At 35.2% G+C, this 23202-nt stretch carries 16 protein-coding genes, 2 tRNA genes and 3 rRNA genes; all 21 read right to left on the bottom strand.

The features are described 5' to 3' along the window. Positions 1-3: 3 nt before the first annotated feature. Positions 4-76 (bottom strand) — tRNA-Val (locus tag DQM95_RS00100). A gap of 15 nt (positions 77-91) precedes the next feature. Beyond that, positions 92-207: ribosomal RNA gene (gene rrf, locus DQM95_RS00095) — 5S ribosomal RNA — on the bottom strand. Positions 208-409: 202 nt separating this feature from the next. Continuing rightward, positions 410-3310: ribosomal RNA gene (locus DQM95_RS00090) — 23S ribosomal RNA — on the bottom strand. 194 nt (positions 3311-3504) lie between these two features. Next, positions 3505-3577 (bottom strand) — tRNA-Ala (locus DQM95_RS00085). Positions 3578-3650: 73 nt separating this feature from the next. Further along, positions 3651-5199: ribosomal RNA gene (locus DQM95_RS00080) — 16S ribosomal RNA — on the bottom strand. The 16S, 23S and 5S rRNA genes sit together here with 2 tRNA genes alongside, the layout of an rRNA operon. A 357-nt stretch (positions 5200-5556) precedes the next feature. After that, entirely contained in the window at positions 5557-6945 is a 1389-nt protein-coding gene (locus tag DQM95_RS00075; RefSeq protein ID WP_037593028.1) for an APC family permease, read from the bottom strand. Positions 6946-7049: 104 nt separating this feature from the next. Continuing rightward, positions 7050-9017 carry an ATP-dependent zinc metalloprotease FtsH gene (ftsH, locus tag DQM95_RS00070; RefSeq protein WP_037593032.1) on the bottom strand — a complete coding sequence of 656 codons (1968 nt, stop codon included), beginning with the start codon at positions 9015-9017 and terminating at the stop codon, positions 7050-7052. A 21-nt stretch (positions 9018-9038) separates the two neighbouring features. After that, the gene (hpt, locus tag DQM95_RS00065; protein WP_012657584.1) at positions 9039-9581 is read right to left on the bottom strand and encodes a hypoxanthine phosphoribosyltransferase; all 543 of its coding nucleotides are present in this window, start codon (positions 9579-9581) and stop codon (positions 9039-9041) included. A 4-nt stretch (positions 9582-9585) separates the two neighbouring features. After that, positions 9586-10866 carry a tRNA lysidine(34) synthetase TilS gene (gene tilS, locus DQM95_RS00060; RefSeq protein WP_037593034.1) on the bottom strand — a complete coding sequence of 427 codons (1281 nt, stop codon included), beginning with the start codon at positions 10864-10866 and terminating at the stop codon, positions 9586-9588. After that, complete coding sequence (locus DQM95_RS00055; RefSeq protein ID WP_037593035.1) at positions 10866-12152, bottom strand: serine hydrolase; 1287 nt, start codon at positions 12150-12152, stop codon at positions 10866-10868. Before DQM95_RS00055 ends, tilS begins: the two co-directional genes overlap by 1 nt. Before the next feature lie 2 nt (positions 12153-12154). Beyond that, on the bottom strand, positions 12155-12283 hold the full coding sequence (locus DQM95_RS10140; protein ID WP_012657581.1) for an SP_0009 family protein: 129 nt from the start codon (positions 12281-12283) through the stop codon (positions 12155-12157). A gap of 1 nt (position 12284) precedes the next feature. Continuing rightward, positions 12285-12656: an FtsB family cell division protein gene (locus DQM95_RS00050; protein WP_012657580.1), complete on the bottom strand. Its 372-nt coding sequence runs from the start codon at positions 12654-12656 to the stop codon at positions 12285-12287. Further along, on the bottom strand, positions 12643-12915 hold the full coding sequence (locus tag DQM95_RS00045; protein WP_012657579.1) for an RNA-binding S4 domain-containing protein: 273 nt from the start codon (positions 12913-12915) through the stop codon (positions 12643-12645). Before DQM95_RS00045 ends, DQM95_RS00050 begins: the two co-directional genes overlap by 14 nt. Positions 12916-12943: 28 nt before the next feature. Continuing rightward, entirely contained in the window at positions 12944-14455 is a 1512-nt protein-coding gene (locus tag DQM95_RS00040; protein ID WP_037593037.1) for an oligosaccharide flippase family protein, read from the bottom strand. Continuing rightward, complete coding sequence (gene mfd / locus DQM95_RS00035; protein WP_037593039.1) at positions 14418-17918, bottom strand: transcription-repair coupling factor; 3501 nt, start codon at positions 17916-17918, stop codon at positions 14418-14420. Before mfd ends, DQM95_RS00040 begins: the two co-directional genes overlap by 38 nt. 3 nt (positions 17919-17921) lie before the next feature. Then, a complete protein-coding gene (pth, locus tag DQM95_RS00030; RefSeq protein WP_037593040.1) occupies positions 17922-18491 on the bottom strand; it encodes an aminoacyl-tRNA hydrolase in 570 nt (189 codons plus the stop codon). Between the two features lie 72 nt (positions 18492-18563). Next, positions 18564-19679 carry a redox-regulated ATPase YchF gene (gene ychF, locus DQM95_RS00025; RefSeq protein ID WP_037593042.1) on the bottom strand — a complete coding sequence of 372 codons (1116 nt, stop codon included), beginning with the start codon at positions 19677-19679 and terminating at the stop codon, positions 18564-18566. Between the two features lie 80 nt (positions 19680-19759). After that, entirely contained in the window at positions 19760-20167 is a 408-nt protein-coding gene (locus tag DQM95_RS00020; RefSeq protein ID WP_037593044.1) for a helix-turn-helix domain-containing protein, read from the bottom strand. Positions 20168-20273: 106 nt separating this feature from the next. Further along, positions 20274-20483, bottom strand: a complete 210-nt coding sequence (locus tag DQM95_RS00015; protein WP_012657573.1) for a DUF951 domain-containing protein — start codon at positions 20481-20483, stop codon at positions 20274-20276. Positions 20484-20556: 73 nt separating this feature from the next. Continuing rightward, complete coding sequence (gene dnaN, locus DQM95_RS00010) at positions 20557-21693, bottom strand: DNA polymerase III subunit beta (protein ID WP_012657572.1); 1137 nt, start codon at positions 21691-21693, stop codon at positions 20557-20559. Positions 21694-21846: 153 nt separating this feature from the next. Next, a complete protein-coding gene (gene dnaA, locus DQM95_RS00005) occupies positions 21847-23202 on the bottom strand; it encodes a chromosomal replication initiator protein DnaA (protein WP_012657571.1) in 1356 nt (451 codons plus the stop codon).

The raw sequence follows: 23202 nt of genomic DNA, 5'->3' as shown, positions 1-23202 counted from the left end.
CTATGGGAGTTAACGGGATCGAACCGCTGACCCTCTGCTTGTAAGGCAGATGCTCTCCCAGCTGAGCTAAACTCCCATTGAGTGTTCCTAAGCTAAGCAACTTCCGTATCTAACAGGGGGCAACCCCCAACTACTTCAGGCGTTCTAGGGCTTAACTACTGTGTTCGGCATGGGTACAGGTGTATCTCCTAGGCTATCGTCACTTAACTTTTCGGTTGGTCTCTAATTGTATTCGAACTAAAATCTTAGTGAAAAAGATAAACTTCCTTGTGTCTTGCGACACAGCGTCTGTTTCCTATTTTCTTACAGATTTCTTTACGTTCTCATTACTTAAGCTAACCCACTCAAAATTGAATATCTATATCTTATCAAGAAGTTGACCTCATTGTCAATAAACTTTTTATCTTTTTCGGATAAGTCCTCGAGCTATTAGTATTAGTCCGCTACATGTATCACTACACTTCCACTTCTAACCTATCTACCTGATCATCTCTCAGGGCTCTTACTGATATAAAATCATGGGAAATCTCATCTTGAGGGGGGCTTCGCACTTAGATGCTTTCAGCGCTTATCCCTTCCCTACATAGCTACCCAGCGATGCCTTTGGCAAGACAACTGGTACACCAGCGGTAAGTCCACTCTGGTCCTCTCGTACTAGGAGCAGATCCTCTCAAATTTCCTACGCCCGCGACGGATAGGGACCGAACTGTCTCACGACGTTCTGAACCCAGCTCGCGTGCCGCTTTAATGGGCGAACAGCCCAACCCTTGGGACCGACTACAGCCCCAGGATGCGACGAGCCGACATCGAGGTGCCAAACCTCCCCGTCGATGTGAACTCTTGGGGGAGATAAGCCTGTTATCCCCAGGGTAGCTTTTATCCGTTGAGCGATGGCCCTTCCATGCGGAACCACCGGATCACTAAGCCCGACTTTCGTCCCTGCTCGAGTTGTTGCTCTCGCAGTCAAGCTCCCTTATACCTTTACACTCTGCGAATGATTTCCAACCATTCTGAGGGAACCTTTGGGCGCCTCCGTTACCTTTTAGGAGGCGACCGCCCCAGTCAAACTGCCCGTCAGACACTGTCTCCGATAGGGATCACCTATCCGGGTTAGAGTAGCCATAACACAAGGGTAGTATCCCAACAACGCCTCAAACGAAACTGGCGTCCCGTTCTCGATGGCTCCTACCTATCCTGTACATGTGGTACAGATACTCAATATCAAACTGTAGTAAAGCTCCATGGGGTCTTTCCGTCCTGTCGCGGGTAACCTGCATCTTCACAGGTACTAAAATTTCACCGAGTCTCTCGTTGAGACAGTGCCCAAATCATTACGCCTTTCGTGCGGGTCGGAACTTACCCGACAAGGAATTTCGCTACCTTAGGACCGTTATAGTTACGGCCGCCGTTTACTGGGGCTTCAATTCATACCTTCGCTTACGCTAAGCACTCCTCTTAACCTTCCAGCACCGGGCAGGCGTCACCCCCTATACATCATCTTACGATTTAGCAGAGAGCTGTGTTTTTGATAAACAGTTGCTTGGGCCTATTCACTGCGGCTGTCATCGCTGACAGCACCCCTTCTCCCGAAGTTACGGGGTCATTTTGCCGAGTTCCTTAACGAGAGTTCTCTCGATCACCTGAGGCTACTCGCCTCGACTACCTGTGTCGGTTTGCGGTACGGGTAGTATGTATTTAAACGCTAGAAGCTTTTCTTGGCAGTGTGACATCACTAACTTCGCTACTTATTTTCGCTCCCCATCACAGCTCAATGTTATAGAGATAAGCATTTTACTCATCTCACACCTCACTGCTTAGACGTGCACTTCCAGTCGCACGCTTTAGTTAGCCTTCTGCGTCCCTCCATCACTATACATACTAGTACAGGAATATCAACCTGTTGGCCATCGGATACACCCTTCGGTCTCTCCTTAGGTCCCGACTAACCCAGGGCGGACGAGCCTTCCCCTGGAAACCTTAGTCTTACGGTGGACAGGATTCTCACCTGTCTTGCGCTACTCATACCGGCATTCTCACTTCTATGCGTTCCAGCACTCCTCACGGTATACCTTCTTCACACATAGAACGCTCTCCTACCATCCCCTAAGGGATCCACAGCTTCGGTAAATTGTTTTAGCCCCGGTACATTTTCGGCGCAGGGTCACTCGACTAGTGAGCTATTACGCACTCTTTGAATGAATAGCTGCTTCTAAGCTAACATCCTAGTTGTCTGTGCAACCCCACATCCTTTTCCACTTAACAATTATTTTGGGACCTTAGCTGGTGGTCTGGGCTGTTTCCCTTTCGACTACGGATCTTAGCACTCGCAGTCTGACTGCCGATTATATCTACTTGGCATTCGGAGTTTATCTGAGATTGGTAATCCGGGATGGACCCCTCACCCAAACAGTGCTCTACCTCCAAGAGACTTAACATCGACGCTAGCCCTAAAGCTATTTCGGAGAGAACCAGCTATCTCCAAGTTCGTTTGGAATTTCTCCGCTACCCACAAGTCATCCAAGCACTTTTCAACGTGCCCTGGTTCGGTCCTCCAGTGCGTTTTACCACACCTTCAACCTGCTCATGGGTAGGTCACATGGTTTCGGGTCTACAACATGATACTATGACGCCCTATTAAGACTCGGTTTCCCTACGGCTCCGTCTCTTCAACTTAACCTCGCATCATATCGTAACTCGCCGGTTCATTCTACAAAAGGCACGCTCTCACCCATTAACGGGCTCGAACTTGTTGTAGGCACACGGTTTCAGGTTCTATTTCACTCCCCTCCCGGGGTGCTTTTCACCTTTCCCTCACGGTACTGGTTCACTATCGGTCACTAGAGAGTATTTAGGGTTGGGAGATGGTCCTCCCAGATTCCGACGAGATTTCGCGTGTCTCGCCGTACTCAGGATACTGCTAGGGCTAAAGTCAATTTTAAATACGAGGCTGTTACTCTCTTTGGCTTACCTTCCCAGGTAATTCTTCTATTAACTTTATGTCCCACTTCGCAGTCCTACAACCCCGAGGAGTAAACTCCTCGGTTTGCCCTCCTGCCGTTTCGCTCGCCGCTACTAAGGCAATCGCGTTTGCTTTCTCTTCCTGCAGCTACTTAGATGTTTCAGTTCACTGCGTCTTCCTTCTCATGACCTTAACAGTCATGGATGACATGCATTACATGCCGGGTTCCCCCATTCGGACATCTCTGGATCAGCGCTTACTTACAGCTCCCCAAAGCATTTCGTCGTTAGTCACGTCCTTCTTCGGCTTCTAGTGCCAAGGCATCCACCGTGCGCCCTTATTAACTTAACCTTATTTCCAGTCCTTAGACCTTCTTGATTTTTTTTAATATGTTCGCGTTTATCTTTTTTTCGGTTTATTTCTTGTTACTTTTCTACAATCATTTTCATGATCGTGGAATTTGATATAGATATTCAATTTTCAATGGACTATACTAAGATACAATGAAACTTCACTTCTATTAAGGTCAGTTGAACTGTATCCTATGGAGCCTAGCGGGATCGAACCGCTGACCTCCTGCGTGCAAAGCAGGCGCTCTCCCAGCTGAGCTAAGGCCCCACAGTTTGTCTCTGCGTCTTGCAAGACCTCTCAAAACTAAATAAGACTTAACCAACGTGTTCCTTATCCTTAGAAAGGAGGTGATCCAGCCGCACCTTCCGATACGGCTACCTTGTTACGACTTCACCCCAATCATCTATCCCACCTTAGGCGGCTGGCTCCTAAAAGGTTACCTCACCGACTTCGGGTGTTACAAACTCTCGTGGTGTGACGGGCGGTGTGTACAAGGCCCGGGAACGTATTCACCGCGGCGTGCTGATCCGCGATTACTAGCGATTCCGACTTCATGTAGGCGAGTTGCAGCCTACAATCCGAACTGAGATTGGCTTTAAGAGATTAGCTTGCCGTCACCGGCTTGCGACTCGTTGTACCAACCATTGTAGCACGTGTGTAGCCCAGGTCATAAGGGGCATGATGATTTGACGTCATCCCCACCTTCCTCCGGTTTATTACCGGCAGTCTCGCTAGAGTGCCCAACTTAATGATGGCAACTAACAATAGGGGTTGCGCTCGTTGCGGGACTTAACCCAACATCTCACGACACGAGCTGACGACAACCATGCACCACCTGTCACCGATGTACCGAAGTAAAGCTCTATCTCTAGAGCGGGCATCGGGATGTCAAGACCTGGTAAGGTTCTTCGCGTTGCTTCGAATTAAACCACATGCTCCACCGCTTGTGCGGGCCCCCGTCAATTCCTTTGAGTTTCAACCTTGCGGTCGTACTCCCCAGGCGGAGTGCTTAATGCGTTAGCTCCGGCACTAAGCCCCGGAAAGGGCCTAACACCTAGCACTCATCGTTTACGGCGTGGACTACCAGGGTATCTAATCCTGTTTGCTCCCCACGCTTTCGAGCCTCAGCGTCAGTTACAGACCAGAGAGCCGCTTTCGCCACCGGTGTTCCTCCATATATCTACGCATTTCACCGCTACACATGGAATTCCACTCTCCCCTTCTGCACTCAAGTTTGACAGTTTCCAAAGCGAACTATGGTTAAGCCACAGCCTTTAACTTCAGACTTATCAAACCGCCTGCGCTCGCTTTACGCCCAATAAATCCGGACAACGCTCGGGACCTACGTATTACCGCGGCTGCTGGCACGTAGTTAGCCGTCCCTTTCTGGTTAGTTACCGTCACGTAATGGATTTTCCACTCCCATTACCGTTCTTCTCTAACAACAGAGCTTTACGATCCGAAAACCTTCTTCACTCACGCGGCGTTGCTCGGTCAGGGTTCCCCCCATTGCCGAAGATTCCCTACTGCTGCCTCCCGTAGGAGTCTGGGCCGTGTCTCAGTCCCAGTGTGGCCGATCACCCTCTCAGGTCGGCTATGTATCGTCGCCTTGGTAAGCCGTTACCTTACCAACTAGCTAATACAACGCAGGTCCATCTCATAGTGAAGCATTTGCCCCTTTTAAATAGGGTACATGTGTACCCTATTGTCATGCGGTATTAGCTATCGTTTCCAATAGTTATCCCCCGCTATGAGGTAGGTTACCTACGCGTTACTCACCCGTTCGCAACTCCTTAGACCAGTGCAAGCACCAGTCCTCAGCGTTCTACTTGCATGTATTAGGCACGCCGCCAGCGTTCGTCCTGAGCCAGGATCAAACTCTCATTTTAGTTTGAACTTACTCGTTCGTTTCTGTCGCTGACAGATTTATTGTGTTTCTTAATTGACAGGTAATATGCGCTAACATATCACCCTCACGTTTGGTTTCTTTGTCTTATTCAGTTCTCAAAGGTCTTTGGTCTCTTGCGAGACAACTATTATATTCTATCAGGTTACGAGCCGTTTGTCAATAGATTTTTTCTTTTTTATTTCTTTTTTATCCATCAACTTGCGCTTTCTGACAGCTTTATTAGTATACCCACTTCTCTTTCTATTGTCAATAGAATATTACTGTTTTTTTACATTTTTTCATATACATTTCAAGTAACATCAAAATAGCCCTGATCTGGTGTTTAGGGCTATTTTAATTAATTTAATTCTGAATGTTTAAATCCATAAAAAATATATAATAATATTCCTATAAGTGTTGATACACCAAATGCAATCCATGTTCCAACCATATATTGCGACATAAAGGATAAACAGATTAAAATCGCTAAAATCGGTAAAATTGGGACTAATGGCGTCTTAAATTGTCCTTTTTCAGGTAATCCCTCATTTTTCCGTAAAATAATAATGGCTACTGACATAATAATAAGATAGGCAAGTGTACAAATATTTACAAATTCAGCTAAACTAGCAAGTGGAACTACACCTGCACAAATCATTGAAATTAATCCAACTAGTAGAGTTGCATTTTTAGGTATGAAACTGTCTTTTGTAACTTTTTTTAATACTTTTGGAAGTAGCCCGTCTCGACTAATACTATACACAATTCTAGCTAAAGCAAATGTCATTGAAATACAAACAGTTATCAGAGTTAAAACTGCTACAAATGAGATATAATTTGCTGCCCACCCTATGCCTATTTCTCTTAAAGCATAAGCAACTGCATCTGGTACATCAAGCTTCTTATAATATACAATACCTGTTAATATTCCTGTTACGACTACATATAATATTGTAACAATTATTAGTGAGTATATTATTCCTTTTGGAACATTTTTTTGTGGATTTTTAACTTCGTCGACTGTCATTGAGATAGACTCAAAACCTAGAAACGCAAAAAACATCACTGAAGCTCCTGCAAATATTCCTGATTTACCACCGTAAAGTTGGCCTAATCCGTATGGAGCAAAATTTGACCAATTGTTAAGATCAATAAAAAATAAACCAACAACAATGAATAAAGCAAGTGCAGAAAACTTCAATATCACTAATATACTATTAAATCTTAATGCTGTTTTTGAATTCATCAGAACTATTGAAGTGACAATAACCATGACTAACATTGGAAGAAAATCAATATAAGTCCCTTTACTAACATTAAAAGTACCGTTTAATGCTTGTGGCAGGTGAATGCCATAGCTCGATAGGAGACCTTTTAGATAACTTCCCCAGCCTACTGCAACACTTGAAATGGCAGTTAAAAACTCCATAATAATATACCAACCGACAATCCATGCTGGAAATTCACCTAATGTAGCATATACATAGCTATAGGCACCACCATTTGCTGGTATTCTAGAAGCAAATTCTGCATAAAATAAAGCTAATATTGCAATAGCCAATGCAGATAAAATAATTGAAATTGTGAGAGCAGGGCCTGCATATTTAGCAGCACCAATACCCGTTATAGTAAATATCCCTGTCCCAACCATTGAGCCAAGTCCTAAAAAAATGAGATCAAAAACAGTAAGATGTCTTCTCATTTCAGTTTTTTTGGTACTATTATTTTTTTTTCGAAAAATATTCATTATAATACTTCCTAGATTCTTTTATCTAATAAGTTTACCACAGTCACAAACCAATGTAAATTTCATAAAAAAATCTAAAGAAAATATTCTTTAGATTTTTTATATTATTCTTCTTCAATCATTTTGTCTTTAATTTCTTCATAGGATAATGCATGTAAATCTTCATCTTCTGAATCAATATTTTCTGGCATTTTACCTGTTTCAAAAATTGATTTAATCTGTGCAGCATCCAATGTTTCATATTTCAATAGAGCTTCCGCAATTAATTTATGAGTCTCTCTATTTTCATTAATAATATCAGCAGCTCTATTTCTTGCTTCATTTAATAAAGCTCTTACTTCATCATCAATCATTTGTGCTGTTTGAGAAGAATATGATTTTTCTGGTGATAATTGACCTGGCATCATAGCATGGTTGCCTTCATATTGAACCGGACCTAATTTATCACTCATTCCATATTCAGTTACCATTGCTCTTGCCATTTGAGTAGCTTGTTCAAAATCATTAGAAGCACCTGTTGTTTGAGAATTGAAAATAATTTCTTCAGCAACACGACCACCCATCAACCCAGCTAACTGCTCTTTCAAATCATCTTTTGAAAGAAGCATTTGATCTTCTTTAGGTAATGCAATCATGTAGCCACCAGCTCTTCCTCTTGGTACGATGGTTACTTTATGAACTACACGTGCATTTGATAAAATCAAACCGACAATGGTATGACCTGCTTCATGATATGCCACCATTTCTCGCTCTCGTTGAGAAATAGTACGATCTTTTTTAGATGGTCCTGCAATTACACGATCTTCTGCTTCATCTATATCACTAGCATCAATTTTTGTTTTATTTCTACGTGCAGCGACTAAAGCTGCTTCGTTTAAAACATTTTCTAAATCTGCCCCAACAAAACCAGGTGTTTGTTGAGCAACAACCTTAAGGTTAACATCTTCTGCTAAAGGTTTGTTTTTTGCATGAACTTTAAGAATAGCTTCACGACCTTTTACATCAGGTCTACCTACCAAGACTTTACGATCAAAACGACCAGGTCTTAGCAAAGCAGGGTCTAAAACATCACTACGGTTCGTTGCAGCAATTACAATAATACTTTCATTACCTTCAAAACCGTCCATTTCAATTAAGAGTTGATTCAAAGTTTGTTCACGTTCATCGTTACCGCCACCCATACCAGCACCACGACGTCTACCAACTGCATCAATCTCGTCAATAAAGATAATGGCACGTTCAGCCTTTTTAGCATCTTCAAAAAGTGAACGAACACGACTTGCTCCAACTCCGACAAACATTTCAACAAAGTCAGAACCAGAAATACTGAAGAAAGGAACGCCCGCTTCCCCAGCCACTGCTTTAGCCAGTAATGTTTTACCTGTACCTGGAGGCCCCTCTAATAGCACACCTGACGGTATACGGGCACCTAAAGCTTTATATTTTTTAGGGTTTTTAAGAAAATCTACAACTTCTACTAATTCTTGTTTTTCTTCCTCAGCGCCAGCAACATCTGTAAATCTTACTTTAACATCGCCTTTTGATTGTGATTTTGCCTTATTTTTCCCAAAGCTCATGGCACCTCTTGCACCACCACCTTGGTTCATCATCATCATCATGAAGGCTGCAAAAATAACAATTGGTAAGAAACTCATTAAGAATGAAATCCAAGCACCACTTGAACTTTCTTGTTTAATCGTAATTTCAGTACCGCTTGCATCTGCAGCTGATGTAACGTCTTTTAATGTTGAATCACTAGGTAAAATCAGAGATGTAAATTCTGAAACTTTAGTCGCCGCCCCAGTTCCAAAAAAAGATAATCCAGGATCTGCAGCTATTTTCTGAGGTTTTTCATATTTACCACGGACTTCTATAATACTTCCACTAGGCTGATAAGTAATTGATTTGACATCTCCAGCCTTAATTTGTTTGATTAGTTTAGAGTAACTAATCTGTTGGCTCTGTGTACTAGTACCTTTTAAATAGTATTGGAAACCTGTAATCACAAGTACAATTACTAAAATATAGATAAATGAATTTTTCACAAAACCATTATTTTTATTATTTTTCATAAAGTAACAATTGACCTTTTTCTATTTTGTATAGACTTCTTCTTTTAATACTCCTACATAAGGAAGGTTACGATAGTTTTCATCGTAATCTAAACCAAAACCAACGATGAATTCATTTGGTACATCGTAGCAAACATAGTCCGCATCAATATCCACTTCACGACCTTCAGGCTTGTCGAATAATGTTGCAATTTTTACTGAATTAGCTTTACGATACTTGAACATATCACGTAAATACTTGAGTGTTCTACCAGTATCAATAATATCTTCAATAAAAATAATATCTCTGCCTTCTACATTTGTATCAACATCTTTTAAGATTTTAACTTCACCACTACTTGTCATACCACCATGGTAACTTGAAACAACCATAAAATCAATTTCAACATGTGTGTCAATATGTTTCATTAATTCAGACATAAAAGGAACGGAACCTTTTAAAACACCAACCATTAAAGGATTTTTCCCTTGATAATCTTTTGTGAGTTGTTTTCCTAATTCCTTTGTTTTTGAAATAATTTCTTCTTCAGAATATAGTACTTTTTTAATATCTTGCTCTAACATGATGTCACCTTTTTCTTAATTTCTCAACATACAGTTTAGCCCTCATTATACCATCTTTTGGAGCATTTCTCAAATATGTTTTACCAGCAACCAAAACAAATAGTATTTCATTATTTTGTTCACCAACAACTGCCTTATTTCTTTCTTCATGAGAAAATTTTTCATCAATAAATAGCCTTCTCAACTTTTTAGAAAAATGATCAAAGTGAATCTTATCACCTTCTTTTCTTTTACGTAATAAAATTGGTGAAAGATTGTAAATTGGTATAATCTCATCATGTGGTATCAAGTCATCATTTGAGAATGAAAATTTAATAGAATGAAAGATTTTACTAGAATCATATTCTATCAGAACAGGTTCACTTTTTGTCTCGGTCTCAAGCCCTATTTTTTCAATAACACTGAAATCTCTGGTCAGCTTTAGAAAATACCCATTTTTTAATGGAAAAACCCCTTCTTTTTTTGTTGTTAAAAGGTGTAACACGTTATCAAATTGTTGTCTTGTTAACATTAAATCAGGAAATGTATTGATATATTTTTGTAAAAGGTAGAACTGAGTAGCATTCGTTTGTTCTAAGAATTGATACCTTTGTTGAAAATCAATTTCTTTTGTTAAATCATCTAGTGCATCAATAAGGTATTCTGTTTCCTTTGCTAAAGACAGAAGAGAAGTTTTAAAATTTGGATTTTCCTGCTCTATCTCTTTCATATAATGATTTCGTATTCTATTTCTAAAATAATAGTTTTCAAAATTGGATTGATCTTCAAAATGAAATATATTTGGAAACTGTGACTTTTGAATTCCTAAAAATGGCCTGATGAGTTCTCCTGTACCAAAGGACTGAATTTCCTTAATTCCTGATAGGTATTTTAATCGACTACCTCTAAAAATCCTCATCAAAATAGTTTCTGCTTGATCATCAGCATGGTGTGCCGTAACAAGGGCAGTATAACCTTCTTCTTGCATTATCTTTTTAAAAAAGTCATATCGGAATGTTCTTGCCTTAGCCTCTGTAAATTTTCCTTTAAAAGAACTTGTATAAATAGGTATATTATGTTTTTTTGCCCATTCAATCAGGTAACTTTCTTCTATTTCAGATTCTTGACGTTGTTTATGGTTTACATGAACAATTCCAATTAAAATCTCAAACTTTTCTTGATATATATGCAAAAAGTGCAGTAAATTCATTGAATCTACTCCACCTGAAACTGCTATTAATACTTTAGTATGGTTATTAAAAAAATGTTTAGCTTTTACTTGGTTATAAATATCTGTATACATCATCATTTCAATATAGAATAAATACTATCGGCGATTGCAGTAATATCATCGTAGGATGCGTTCTCACTAAAAATCGATAGAATGAATGGCGAGTCACTATAAACTATTGCAACATCATGTTTATAATCATAGGCATCACCAATTTTATGAGCTACTGGTACAGCAATATTTTTAGAAATACGTTGATTGTCAAAATCAGTATTTGTTAAATAAGAAACAATAGGTCCATTTTGATAGTAAATAGATTCCATTACATTTGCTGCTGCTTTTGAAGATAACATCCGTTCTTCCATATCCCAATTAGTACCAGAAATAGCTGTCATTTGAGTAGAGAAATCTCTATCATATTGATTAGCTAGATAATAGCCAAGTATATTTGTAGCAACATTATCAGAATGCTGGGCAACTGCTTTTAATAAATCATCAACAGTATAATTCTCATTATCTGACGTTTTTGGAAGTTTACCACTCCCTGATGGATCATAGTCACCTTTAAAATGGTTTACTTGATCAGTATATTTTAAGGTCTGATTAAGAGAAGTTTTACCAGTTTCAATCTTATTTTGAACATAGTATAAGGTTGCTAATTTAGCAATACTTGCAGAATACATTAATTTATCGGCATTGATTCCTGCACTTGTCTGTGTTGTTAATTGTTTAACAAAAATAGAATAATTTTCTTTATTATATTTTTGACTCAGCATTTCTTGAACTTTTACCATTCTGTTATCAGCTTTTGAGAGATATTTCTCAGAAACCCAACCTTTGTTTTCAATATAATAAAAATTTCCATGCTGTGTTTGTGATAGTTTTGTAACATGAACTTTTGAATAAGGTTTTAAATCACTATTAATAGGTAAAACTCCTTTTACAAGAGGTTCTTCATAGATTGTAAAATCTTTTTGTAGCCACAACCAACTATTGAGATTGGTTTGATTAGTTGTTTCGTCTTCATAAATGAACTTTTTATTTGCCAAAATAAATTGTCCATTTGCTAATTGAAAAATTGGTAAATTATTTTGATTTAACAAAAGATTATTGATTTTAAAATCATCATTTGGTTTAAGAACTCCACTTGGAATTGTTAAAGATTGATCACTATATGTTTGAAGCTCATCGTAGACATTTGGATTTTTAGGAATTGCATTAAAATACGTACTAGAAGTTAGCACGTTTTGAGACAATTGATGAATGGTTGTACTTGGAAACGATATAGATTTTTCAGTACTAATAACAGAAATAGGAGATAGAAAAAAGACCATTAACATACAAGCTAATAATTTTTTCATTCTTACTCCTTTCTTTTTTTTGCTATCGATTGACTCTCTTCTTTTAATTTTTGATTTTCTATATGCAACTCTTCTAATTTTTCATCCGAATAAGATAGAAAAGTTTCAATTTTTTTGACAATATTTTCCATATTATTTTGGTAATAATCCAGGTATTGGATAAATAACTTCACCTTCTTGTGAAAGGTAATATTTAGCACGAGCATACTTTTTCACAAAGTCGTCATCTTTTAACTGTTTAGCTAATTTTTTTTCAACTTTAGTGCTCTCATCTAAGGCTTGATATTCTTTTTTTAGTTCAATAACTTGTTTATTTTGTTTTTCAAGTCCAACATAACTTTTTACTAGGTTGTAAGTCGGCAAAATAAATAAAAACATCATTACAACCAATATCCAACCCATAAAACGATTACGTTTTTGATTTTCTTCCTCTTCAAATCTTTTTTTGAGATTTTCTTTTGCGATGTATTGATTGTTTAATTGAACAATACTAGGCTTCTTCATGACTTTCAACCCTTAATTCTTTAATAATCTCATACATTTTGACAGCATCTTCTTTCTTAGTGCTATCTTTCATTTCTAAAACTTTTACCGTTAATAATTTATTACCAAAACGAATCTCGATTTCATCATTTATTTTTAAATCAGTGGAACTTTTAGCCAAAACACCATTAACTTTAATACGTCCTTTATCTGCCACTTCTTTTGCAACAGGTCTCCTTTTTATAATACGGGAAACTTTTAAAAATTTATCTAATCTCATATTTTACCTCACAGTCCATTTTATTCTATCACTTTTCATTTATAAATGGTAGGTAAGACCATAATTTGTCTTCAAACACTTTTAGTCGTTTACTGATTGTCAGAAAAACAACTAAACCAGAGAAAGTTGACACTAGAATTGAAATCAAGTTATCTAATCTTGTTCGACTTGGTAAATAATATTGTGACACTAGAACAGTAAGTGACATTACTATCAATGAGAAGATGAATTTCCTATTTTTACATACAGTTAGGGAAATAGTTGTTTCTCTAATATAGAGTATCAAAATCATAACTAAAGGTAGGACAGTTGATAAAGAACTACCAATCACCGAGAAATAGTAAGTTAAAATTGGAGTTAACATAATTTTTAGGAGCAAACCAAATGAAAGGTAGATAAAAGATTTTTTTTGATTTTCTTCAATGAACATTTTTTGATGAAAAAATTGAATAAAACTAGACAGAGCTATTGTTCCTAAATAGATTTCTAAAGCTAGCCAACCATTATTATCTTCAAATAAAAAGCGATTCATTGATCCCAAAATACACATAAATCCTAGTGACAAAGTCGTATTAAAATAATAGATAAATTCAAAGAAAGATTGACTTTCTGTCATGTAATTTTCTTTTTCTATGTAATAATCTTTAGTTAATTTTGGCAAAAAAGTGGTGAAAAAGGCTGTAGAGAAAATAAGACCAAATTGTATTAAAGGCTGTCCTCTGTCATAGATTCCCTTTGTTATTTCAGCAACTATTTCAATCTTACCACTCTCAACCAAGGTTTTTTTAACAAATAAAGCATCAATAAATTGAAAAAGTAAAAGGTAAACGCTAAAGAAAATAAAAACAAAACTTGATAAGCCTATATCTGTTAAATATGTTATATTTACATTTTTGATAAGTGACTTTATTAAATCAATTTTTAAATTTTTCTTTGAAAAATAGAATAAGACTGATAAACTTGCTATTAAATTACCGCATGCAGCAACATTTGCAGTTGTATAAACTGTCCAATCAAAAATTAAATAACAAACAGCTGCTAGAATGATAATAACAATCCTAATAAACTGTTCAATAACCTGACTAACAGCTGTCGGTGTCATATCAAGCTCTGCCTGTGCAAAACCTCTAGCTATTGAAATAAATGGAACTGTTAATAATACGACAGCTGTAATGATGATACTAGGTGCAAATTGACGACTTCCTAAAAAAACAGCAATTTCTTTATTAAAAATCACAAGTGATAATGATAATAGTGTTGTCATTATTATTTGAAAAACAAATAAAGCTTGTATGTCTTCTTTTTTATTTTTTTGACATAAGCTTGCCACTACATTTGGTAAAGCCGTTAGACTTAAAGCACTAATAATAGCTAACAATGGATAAATTTGCTGATAAGCATAGAAACCTCTATCACCAACTAAATTTTGATAAGGTATTCTATAAATAGCAGCTAATATTTTAGAAATAAGTCCACTAATAGTAATAAAGAGACTTGATTTACTAATTAGATTTAATGTTTTTTCGTTTTTTAATGTCACTAAGCATCTCTCCAAACAGCATGAGTTCTTCTAAAATCTCATGGTCTTTTTTATTTCTGATATCAAAAATGATATCAATTTTACCATTATTTTCTGCAATTTTAGCTTTTAAGTTGGTTTTCGACAATGCTTCAAAATAGTCTTGAGTAAAGTAGTATTTTAAGGAAGCTTTTTCAAATTTTATTGTAATTATTTTGTCTTTTCTCTCGACTAATTCAACAAATGCTTGGTCCATATAAGACTTAAGTAATCCAATTTCTAACAAATAGGCTACTTGATCAGGGTATTCTCCAAATCTATCTATGATTTCATCTTGAAGTTGTAAATAATCTTCTCGGTCATCAATTTCTCTGATACGCTTATAAATTTCAATTTTTTGTCTCTCGTCACTCATATAATTTTGAGGCAAATATGCATCAATTTGCAAGTTTATTTCAGAATTTCCTTTTTGACGGACAAATGTTTTTCCTTGTCTCTTAGCAATAGCATCCTCTAACAATTGTGAATACATTTCAAAACCTACTGAATCAATAAACCCACTTTGAGATGCACCTAAAATGTTTCCTGCTCCTCTAATAGATAAATCTCTCATAGCAATTTTAAAACCTGACCCCAGTTCAGTAAAACCTTTTATTGCTTCCAGACGTTTTTCAGAAACTTCAGTTAATACCTTATCTGGTCTATACATTAAGTAAGCGTAGGCAATTCTATTTGATCGTCCCACTCTACCTCTTAATTGATACAGTGTTGATAATCCCATATGATCGGCGTTTTCAACAAATAACGTATTAACATTTGAGATATCCACACCTGTCTCAATAATTGTAGTAGCAACCAAAACATCGTAATCACCATTAATAAAATCAATCAACGTATTTTCTAATTGAATTTCACTCATTTGTCCATGAACAAATCCAATTGAAGCCTCTGGTACAAGTTCTTGAAGTTCAGAAACCTTCTTATCGATAGAATCAACTTTATTATAAACATAAAAACATTGACCACCGCGATCCATCTCTCTTATAATTGCTTCTCTTACTAAACCAGGATTCGTTTCCAACACATAAGTTTGGACAGGATAGCGGTTTGTTGGTGGGGTTTCAATAACTGATAGATCGCGTATTCCTAGCATTGACATGTGAAGCGTTCTTGGTATAGGAGTTGCTGTTAGTGTGAGGACATCAACTTTCGTTTTTAATTCTTTTAATTTTTCTTTATGTTTTACACCAAATCTTTGTTCTTCATCAATAACAATCAAGCCCAAATCTGAAAATTGAACATCTTTAGAAAGAAGTCGATGTGTTCCAATAATAATATCAACTTGTCCTTTTTTTAGTTTTTCTAAGGTATCACCCTGTTCTTTTTTACTTCTGAAACGGCTTAATACATCAATCTCAATAGGATAGTTTTCAAATCTTTCTTTAAAATTTTCAAAATGTTGTTGAGCTAATACTGTAGTAGGGACCAAAATTGCCACTTGTTTATGATCATTCACAGCTTTAAATGCTGCCCTCATAGCAACTTCAGTTTTACCAAATCCAACATCACCAACGAGGAGTCTATCCATAGGATGATTACTTTCCATATCCTGTTTAATTTCTCTAATAGAACGAATCTGGTCTTCAGTTTCAACATAAGGAAAATCATCATCAAAGGATTTTTGTAAATCATCATCGGCTGAGAAGGAAAATCCTTTTTGTTGACTTCTCTCAGCATATAATTTTAGTAAATCATCTGCAATATCTTCAACTTGTTTTGCTACTTTTTGTTTTGTTTTTTGAAAACGTCCGTCATTAAGTTTATTAATTTTCGGCTCTTTTCCATCTGCAGAAACATATTTAGATAGTGATTCAATTTGTTCAACTGGTAAAGAAATTGTATCTGAATTTTGGTATTGAATAGTGACATAATCTCTATGAATACCGTGGATCTGAATAGTTTCTATTCCTAAAAATTTACCAATTCCATGAACATTATGAACAACATAGTCCCCTTTAACTAGCTCATTGTAATCTTTTAATCTTTCAGCATTACTAATATTCGATTTTCTAACTTTACGTTTTATTTTTTTATGATAGATTTCACGTTCAGTAATGTAAGCTATTTTTTCATCAGCAAGATAAAATCCGGATGAAAGACTTCCAATTACAATTTGAATTTTCTGACGTTGTAATTCATTTGACGATACTAGTGGAGCAGAAAAATGATATTCTGAAAAATTTTTCATTAATCTATCGTAGGAATTTTGTGACTCAACTTGAATTATTACTGTAGATTTCGATTTTTGATAGCGTGAAATTTCATCAATTAATAAAGGAAATTGACTAAAAAACTCCTGCATCGAATATTGTGTAAATTGATGAATTTTATCAAATTTAATATTTCCTAAACCTTTATGGAAATTTGAAAAGAATGTTGCAGGTTTATAATTTCTAATTTTTTTGTAATTATCATCAAAATAAGATAGTGAAGGAATAGCTTTACTTGACTGTAAATCATCTGTCAATAAATTTGCAATTTCTAAATCAAATTTGGCATTTTTATCTAGAATTTTTTGAAAATCATCAAAGAATATTGGAACTCCTTTAGTGATATAATCCATTAATGTCCATTTATCTTGATAAAATAATGAAATAAATTTTCTAATATCCTTATGACAATAGTCATTTTTGGAAACTGAAATAATTTCGGACAGGTATTTTTTTAAGTCATCATTTGCTACTTTATAGGCTTTTTCTAAATTATTTATACCTCTAATAAAATCGTTTTTCTCTAAAATAAGATCGCTAGCTGGACTAATTTCGATTTCATTCACTGTAGAAAGTGACAATTGTGTGTCAAGGTTAAATTCCCTAATTCCATCTACTTCATCTCCAAAAAATTCAATACGATAAGGGTTTTCTTTAGTGATTTCATATACATCTAAAATATCACCTCGTTTACTATACTCCCCTGGATGAAGTACTTGTGAAACTTTATGATATCCCATAGTTGTTAATTGTTTTACAATTGTGTCAAGATTATATTCATTTCCAATACTTAAAGATAAATAACTCGTCAAGAAAGTTTTTGGGCTTGGTAAGAGTACTCTTAATCCTACAATACTAGTTATTAAAATACCTTTTTCAGTATCATCTAATAAAAATTTTATAGCCTCAACTCGTGAAATGGTTTTATCTAAGGATGAGAAAATAAATTCAGCTGCTGCCACATCATCTGAAAAAAATTGGTAAATGTATTCTTCTCCTAATATTGCTGATAAATCTGATGCCAATTTTTCAGACTCATTTTGACTGGAAGTTACTACCACTAACTTCTCATCTTGACTTTCAAAATTTGCTGCAATTGCTAATGCTTTACTTGATCCTGATAATCCCATTAATAATTGTCTACCAAGTGTCATGCTACCAGAATACCAAGATTGTGCTATTTGACTTTGACTAAAAAGTTCTAAAATATCCATTTTTTACCCGTTGTATTTTTGCATAGTTTTTTCAAAATTTTTCACTTGTAAATAATAATTGACAGCGTTGTCAACCTTATTTAAAGTGTTTTTTATGGTTATGTCGTCATCTTGATCAAATTTTCCTAAAACATGATTAATAACTGTCATACCTTGTTTTGGTCGTCCAATACCAATTTTAATTCGATCAAATTCCTGTGTCCCAATATGTGAAATAATTGATTTTATCCCATTGTGACCACCTGCAGACCCTTTTTGCCTGAATCTAATTTTTCCAACTTCCATATCTAAATCATCATATATCACAATTAAATCCTGAATCGAAATATTATAGTAAGTTAATAAAGCCTTTACAGCTATACCACTGTTATTCATAAATGTAACTGGTTTAACAAAATATATTTTTTCCTGATTGATAAAAGTTGACCCCACAAGTGCTTTGAAATTTTTTTCTTCTGTAAAGTTAATGTCAAGATTTTTTACAATAGTGTCAATTGCCATGAATCCAATATTATGTTTTGTATTATCGTATTTAGAACCTGGATTGCCTAATCCTACAATCATTTTTACCATATTATCTCACTTTCTATAAACGTCAAAAGGGTTGGAAATAACTTCCAACCTTTTTAACTATTTTTATTATCGTTATACATTAAATCTAAATTCCATGATATCGCCATCTTGAACGATATATTCTTTACCTTCTTCACGAAGACGACCAGCTTCCTTAACTGCCTTCTCACTACCATATTTAATTAGATCATCGTAACTCATTGTTACTGCTCTGATAAATCCTCTCTCAAAATCTGAGTGAATAATGCCTGCTGCTTGAGGAGCTTTTATACCACGTTTAAAGGTCCATGCTCGAACTTCTTTTTCACCAGCAGTAAAATAAGTCCCTAACCCAAGCAAATGATAAGCAGCACGTGTTAACTTGTCTACACCTGATTCTTTTAAGCCAATAGCTTCTAAAAATTCTGCCTTATCCTCATCATCTAATTCTGAAATTTCTTCTTCAGCACGCGCAGAAATAACAACTACTTCTGCATTCTCTGTCTGAGCAAATTCACGTATTTGTTTCACATAATTAATATCATCAGGATTAGCAACTCGATCTTCATCGACATTGGCAACATATAAAACAGGTTTAGTTGTTAAGAGAAAGAGTCCTTTTACAATTTTTGCTTCATCTTCTGTAAATTCAATTGTTCTAGCTGATTTACCATCTTCTAGAACCGGTTTAATTTTTTGTAGAACATTAAACTCTGCGACAGAATCTTTATCTTTTTGCGTACGTGCCATTTTTTCTACACGTGCATAACGTTTATTAATTGAATCTAAATCAGCTAAAATCAATTCTAGATTAATGGTATCAATGTCTGCCATTGGATCGACAAAAGCATCATCACGACCTTGTTCACGCATGACATTTTCGTCATCAAAAGCACGAACCACATGAACAATAGCATCTACTTCACGAATATTAGCTAGGAATTTATTCCCTAGACCTTCACCTTTTGAAGCTCCCTTTACAATTCCTGCAATATCAGTAAATTCAAAAGTTGTCGGAACTGTTTTTTTAGGAATAATTAACTCAGTCAATTTATCAAGACGTTCATCTGGTACTTCAACCATACCAACGTTTGGATCAATCGTTGCAAAAGGATAATTAGCAGCTTCTGCGCCTGCTTTAGTTATTGCATTAAAAAGAGTTGATTTACCAACATTAGGTAATCCAACAATACCAGCTGTTAAAGCCATAAGTTATTTTTCTCCGTTCAAAATTTCAATCAGTATTATTATAGCACAAACAAAAAGAAAATTGCCTATCTATTGATAGGCTAAAATAAATTTATCAGTAACTTAATAAACATAATCAAAATTGGTGCAAAAAAGATTATCCACCAATATTCGGATATTATGTCTATCAAAATAGTTAGACCATCTCGTTTCTCATATCTACCTGTCTCTGGATTTAGGACATATTCACGATTTGTAAGTAAGTGTAAATTCTCATCATCTTCTTCATCATCTTGATTAAAGTCAATCTTTTTTCCTAAAACCAATTCATCCAAACTAACTTTAAAAATTTCAGCAAGTTTGACTAAGTTTTCTAAATCTGGAGTTGCATCACCATTTTCCCATTTCGAAATAGCTTGTCGTGAAATAAAGAGTTGTTCTGCTAAAGCTTCTTGAGAAAGATTTTTTGCTTGGCGAAGAATTTTAAGTTGACTTGAAAATGGTGTCATTTTATCACCTGCTTTCTTTTTTCTTAATTATAATCTCTTTAAGCCCTTAAAAACAGCACTTTTTGTAGCAACTAAAAGTTGCAAATACCTACAAAAGAGCTATAATTTAAAGATTTTCAGGTTGCCCTATTATTTTTTTCATTTTCCGTTCAAAATCATGTCGACTCATCATAACAATATGATCACAATTTTGACATTGAATTTTAATATCAGCTCCTAGGCGAACAATTTTCCAAGAATTAGCTTTTTTACCAGTTTCTTTAATCACACATGCGTGTGGTTTTTTCATTTCTACTATAGTTCCTAGATGATACATGATGACTCCTTAATTCTTTTATGTAGTTACTATCATAACAAAAATAAGTCCCTTAGGACCTATTTTTTCTTGTTTAATTCGTTCTAACAGGAGTAATTAATTGAATAAATCCCTCTTCATCATCACCTGGAGTTAAGGTAAACGGTCTAACTGGAGAAACAAAACGAATTCTAACTGTTTCACTTTTAAGAGCTTTTAATGCCTCAATCAGATAAGTTGGATTAAATGATATTGTCAAATCACTTCCTGATTTTTCAACAATTTCCAACTCCTCATTTACTTTACCAACTTCAGGTGAATTAACATGAGCACTGATTGTATTTTCTTTTATTTCTAATTTTACAGTACCATTTTGGGTTGCATTAGAAATAAGAAAGGCACGTTCCATTGCATGACGAAGTGCTTGAGTATTAAATGTTGCCTCAGTTTCAAACTGATTTATCAGTAATCTATCTGTGTCTGGATAGTTTCCTTCTAATAACCTTGTATAGAAAGAAATATTTTCGCTTCTAAACAAAATTTGACTAGGAGAAAAGAAAATTTCTACTGTTTCAATATCATCTGTAAATACTGAAGAAAATTCACGTAAAGAACGACTTGGAATAACAACATTGAAATCTGTTGAAGCCTTATCTAATACCAATAATCTCTGACTCATTCTATGTGAATCTGTTGCTACAGCTTTAAAATCTTTATGGTTAGATAATGTTAAATGAACTCCTGTTAAGATTGGTCTGCTTTCTTGCGTACTAGCAGCGAATGCTGTTTCATTAATCAGTGATTTTAACAATTTCGTTTCTAAAACAAGAGGATTGTCTGTTGATACTTCTTGTAAACGAGGATATTGGTCTACATCTTTACCTTTAAGAGTAATTTCTGATTTACCACTTGTTAAAACTACTTGATGTTGTTCAATCTCTTTAAAATCTAAGGTAACATCAGGCAAACTAGAAATAATATTGATAAAGAAATTTGCTTCTAGAAGTATTGATCCTGTGTCTGTAATGAGTAAGCCAGCATTTTCATTTGAAACAGGAATTGTATTTTCAATTGAGATTTGTCCATTTGATCCTGTTAAGGTAATATCTGTTGAACTCACTTCAATTTTTATTGTTGAAAGGACAGGAATAGCATTTTTACTGCTAATCGCTCTTTTTGTAGCATTTAATGCTTGGATAAATAGAGAACGATTGATAGAAAATTGAATCATGGAAACTCCTTTATTTTATAAGTATAATATTTAGTAGTAGTAGTAGGTCTTGTGTATAAGGTGGAAAAGTCTCTAAAGACCATATTTATCAAGAATTAATGGTTGTTCACAACTTGTGGAAAAACGATTGCCATTTTTAAAACTTATCCACAATCACTTAATTTTATTTTTTATCGTCTCAATCTCAATACGGAGACTTTCATCTTCAATTATCATATTTTTGATTTTATTATAAGCATGTAAAACAGTAGAATGATCCCTTCCACCAAATTCTTTTCCTATTTTTGGAAGAGAATTATCTGTCATTTCACGCGCTAAAAACATTGCTACTTGTCGAGCGAGTACGATATTTTGGGTTCTTTTTGTAGCTTTAATTTCTTTAACAGTTACTCCATAAAACTTTCCTACCTGTGTTTGGATTTCTTCAATCGGGATAATTGTCATTTTAGGAGTATCTTGTTTTCGTGCCCTAATAGCTTCTGCAGCAATATCAACTGTAATTTTATCAATTTCTTTAAAGTTTGCTACTAAACTAATATCTTTTAATGCACCTTCAAGATCTCTGACATTAGAATCAAATTGTCCAGCAAGATATTCGATTGTATCTTGAGGAAATGTAAAATTATACTCTTGAATTTTATTTGTTAGAATAGCTACTCGTGTTTCAAAATCTGGAGGAGTAATATTGACAGTTAATCCCCACTTGAAACGCGTTACTAATCGTTGTTCTAAATCATTTAAATGATCTGGTGTCCGATCACTCGTTAAAACAATTTGCTTATTATTATTGTGTAATGCATTAAATGTATTGAAAAATTCTTCCTGAGTTCCTAACAATGTTTTTTTTGCCAAAGATTGGATATCGTCAATGAGTAACAAATCAAGATTTCGAAATTTTTCTTTTAGTTCATCCATAGTGTCTAAGCGAATATGGATGACAAATTCATTTATAAAATTTTCTGCTGTAATGTATTTAACTCGCGCCTTTGGATTATCTAGTAAAACAGCATTACCAATTGCATTTAATAAGTGAGTTTTTCCTAGTCCAGGACCTCCCCAAATAAACAGTGGATTATAAGTGGTACCTGGAGTATTGGCAACTGCTAATGACGCAGCTACAGCCCATCTATTCTCATCACCTTGTATAAAATTATCAAAACTATACTTAGGATTTAAATCTGAGGTAATTGCTGGAAGTGAATTTATTGTTTGTCGAGAAAAAATATGATTAGACGTGCTTTCTTCAATTTCTGAAGCTAAATCATCTTCAAATTGGTAGTTAACAGAGATGTGGGCATTGAAAACTTCAAAACCTGCTGTTAGAATAACATCTTTTAAATTTTGTTCCCAAAACAGTTCCTTCATTGGATCGAGATAAATGGTAGCTACTTGGTTTTCAACTTTAACCAAACGAGCATCTAAAACAAAAAATTCATACGTGGTTTGTTTTAATTGACTTTGTGCTAACTCCAAGATCCTATTCCAAAAAATAGTTTCATTTTCAGTCAT

The sequence above is a fragment of the Streptococcus uberis genome (assembly GCF_900475595.1).
Classification (GTDB): Bacteria; Bacillota; Bacilli; order Lactobacillales; family Streptococcaceae; genus Streptococcus; species Streptococcus uberis.
This window is presented reverse-complemented; position numbering and strand designations above follow the sequence as displayed.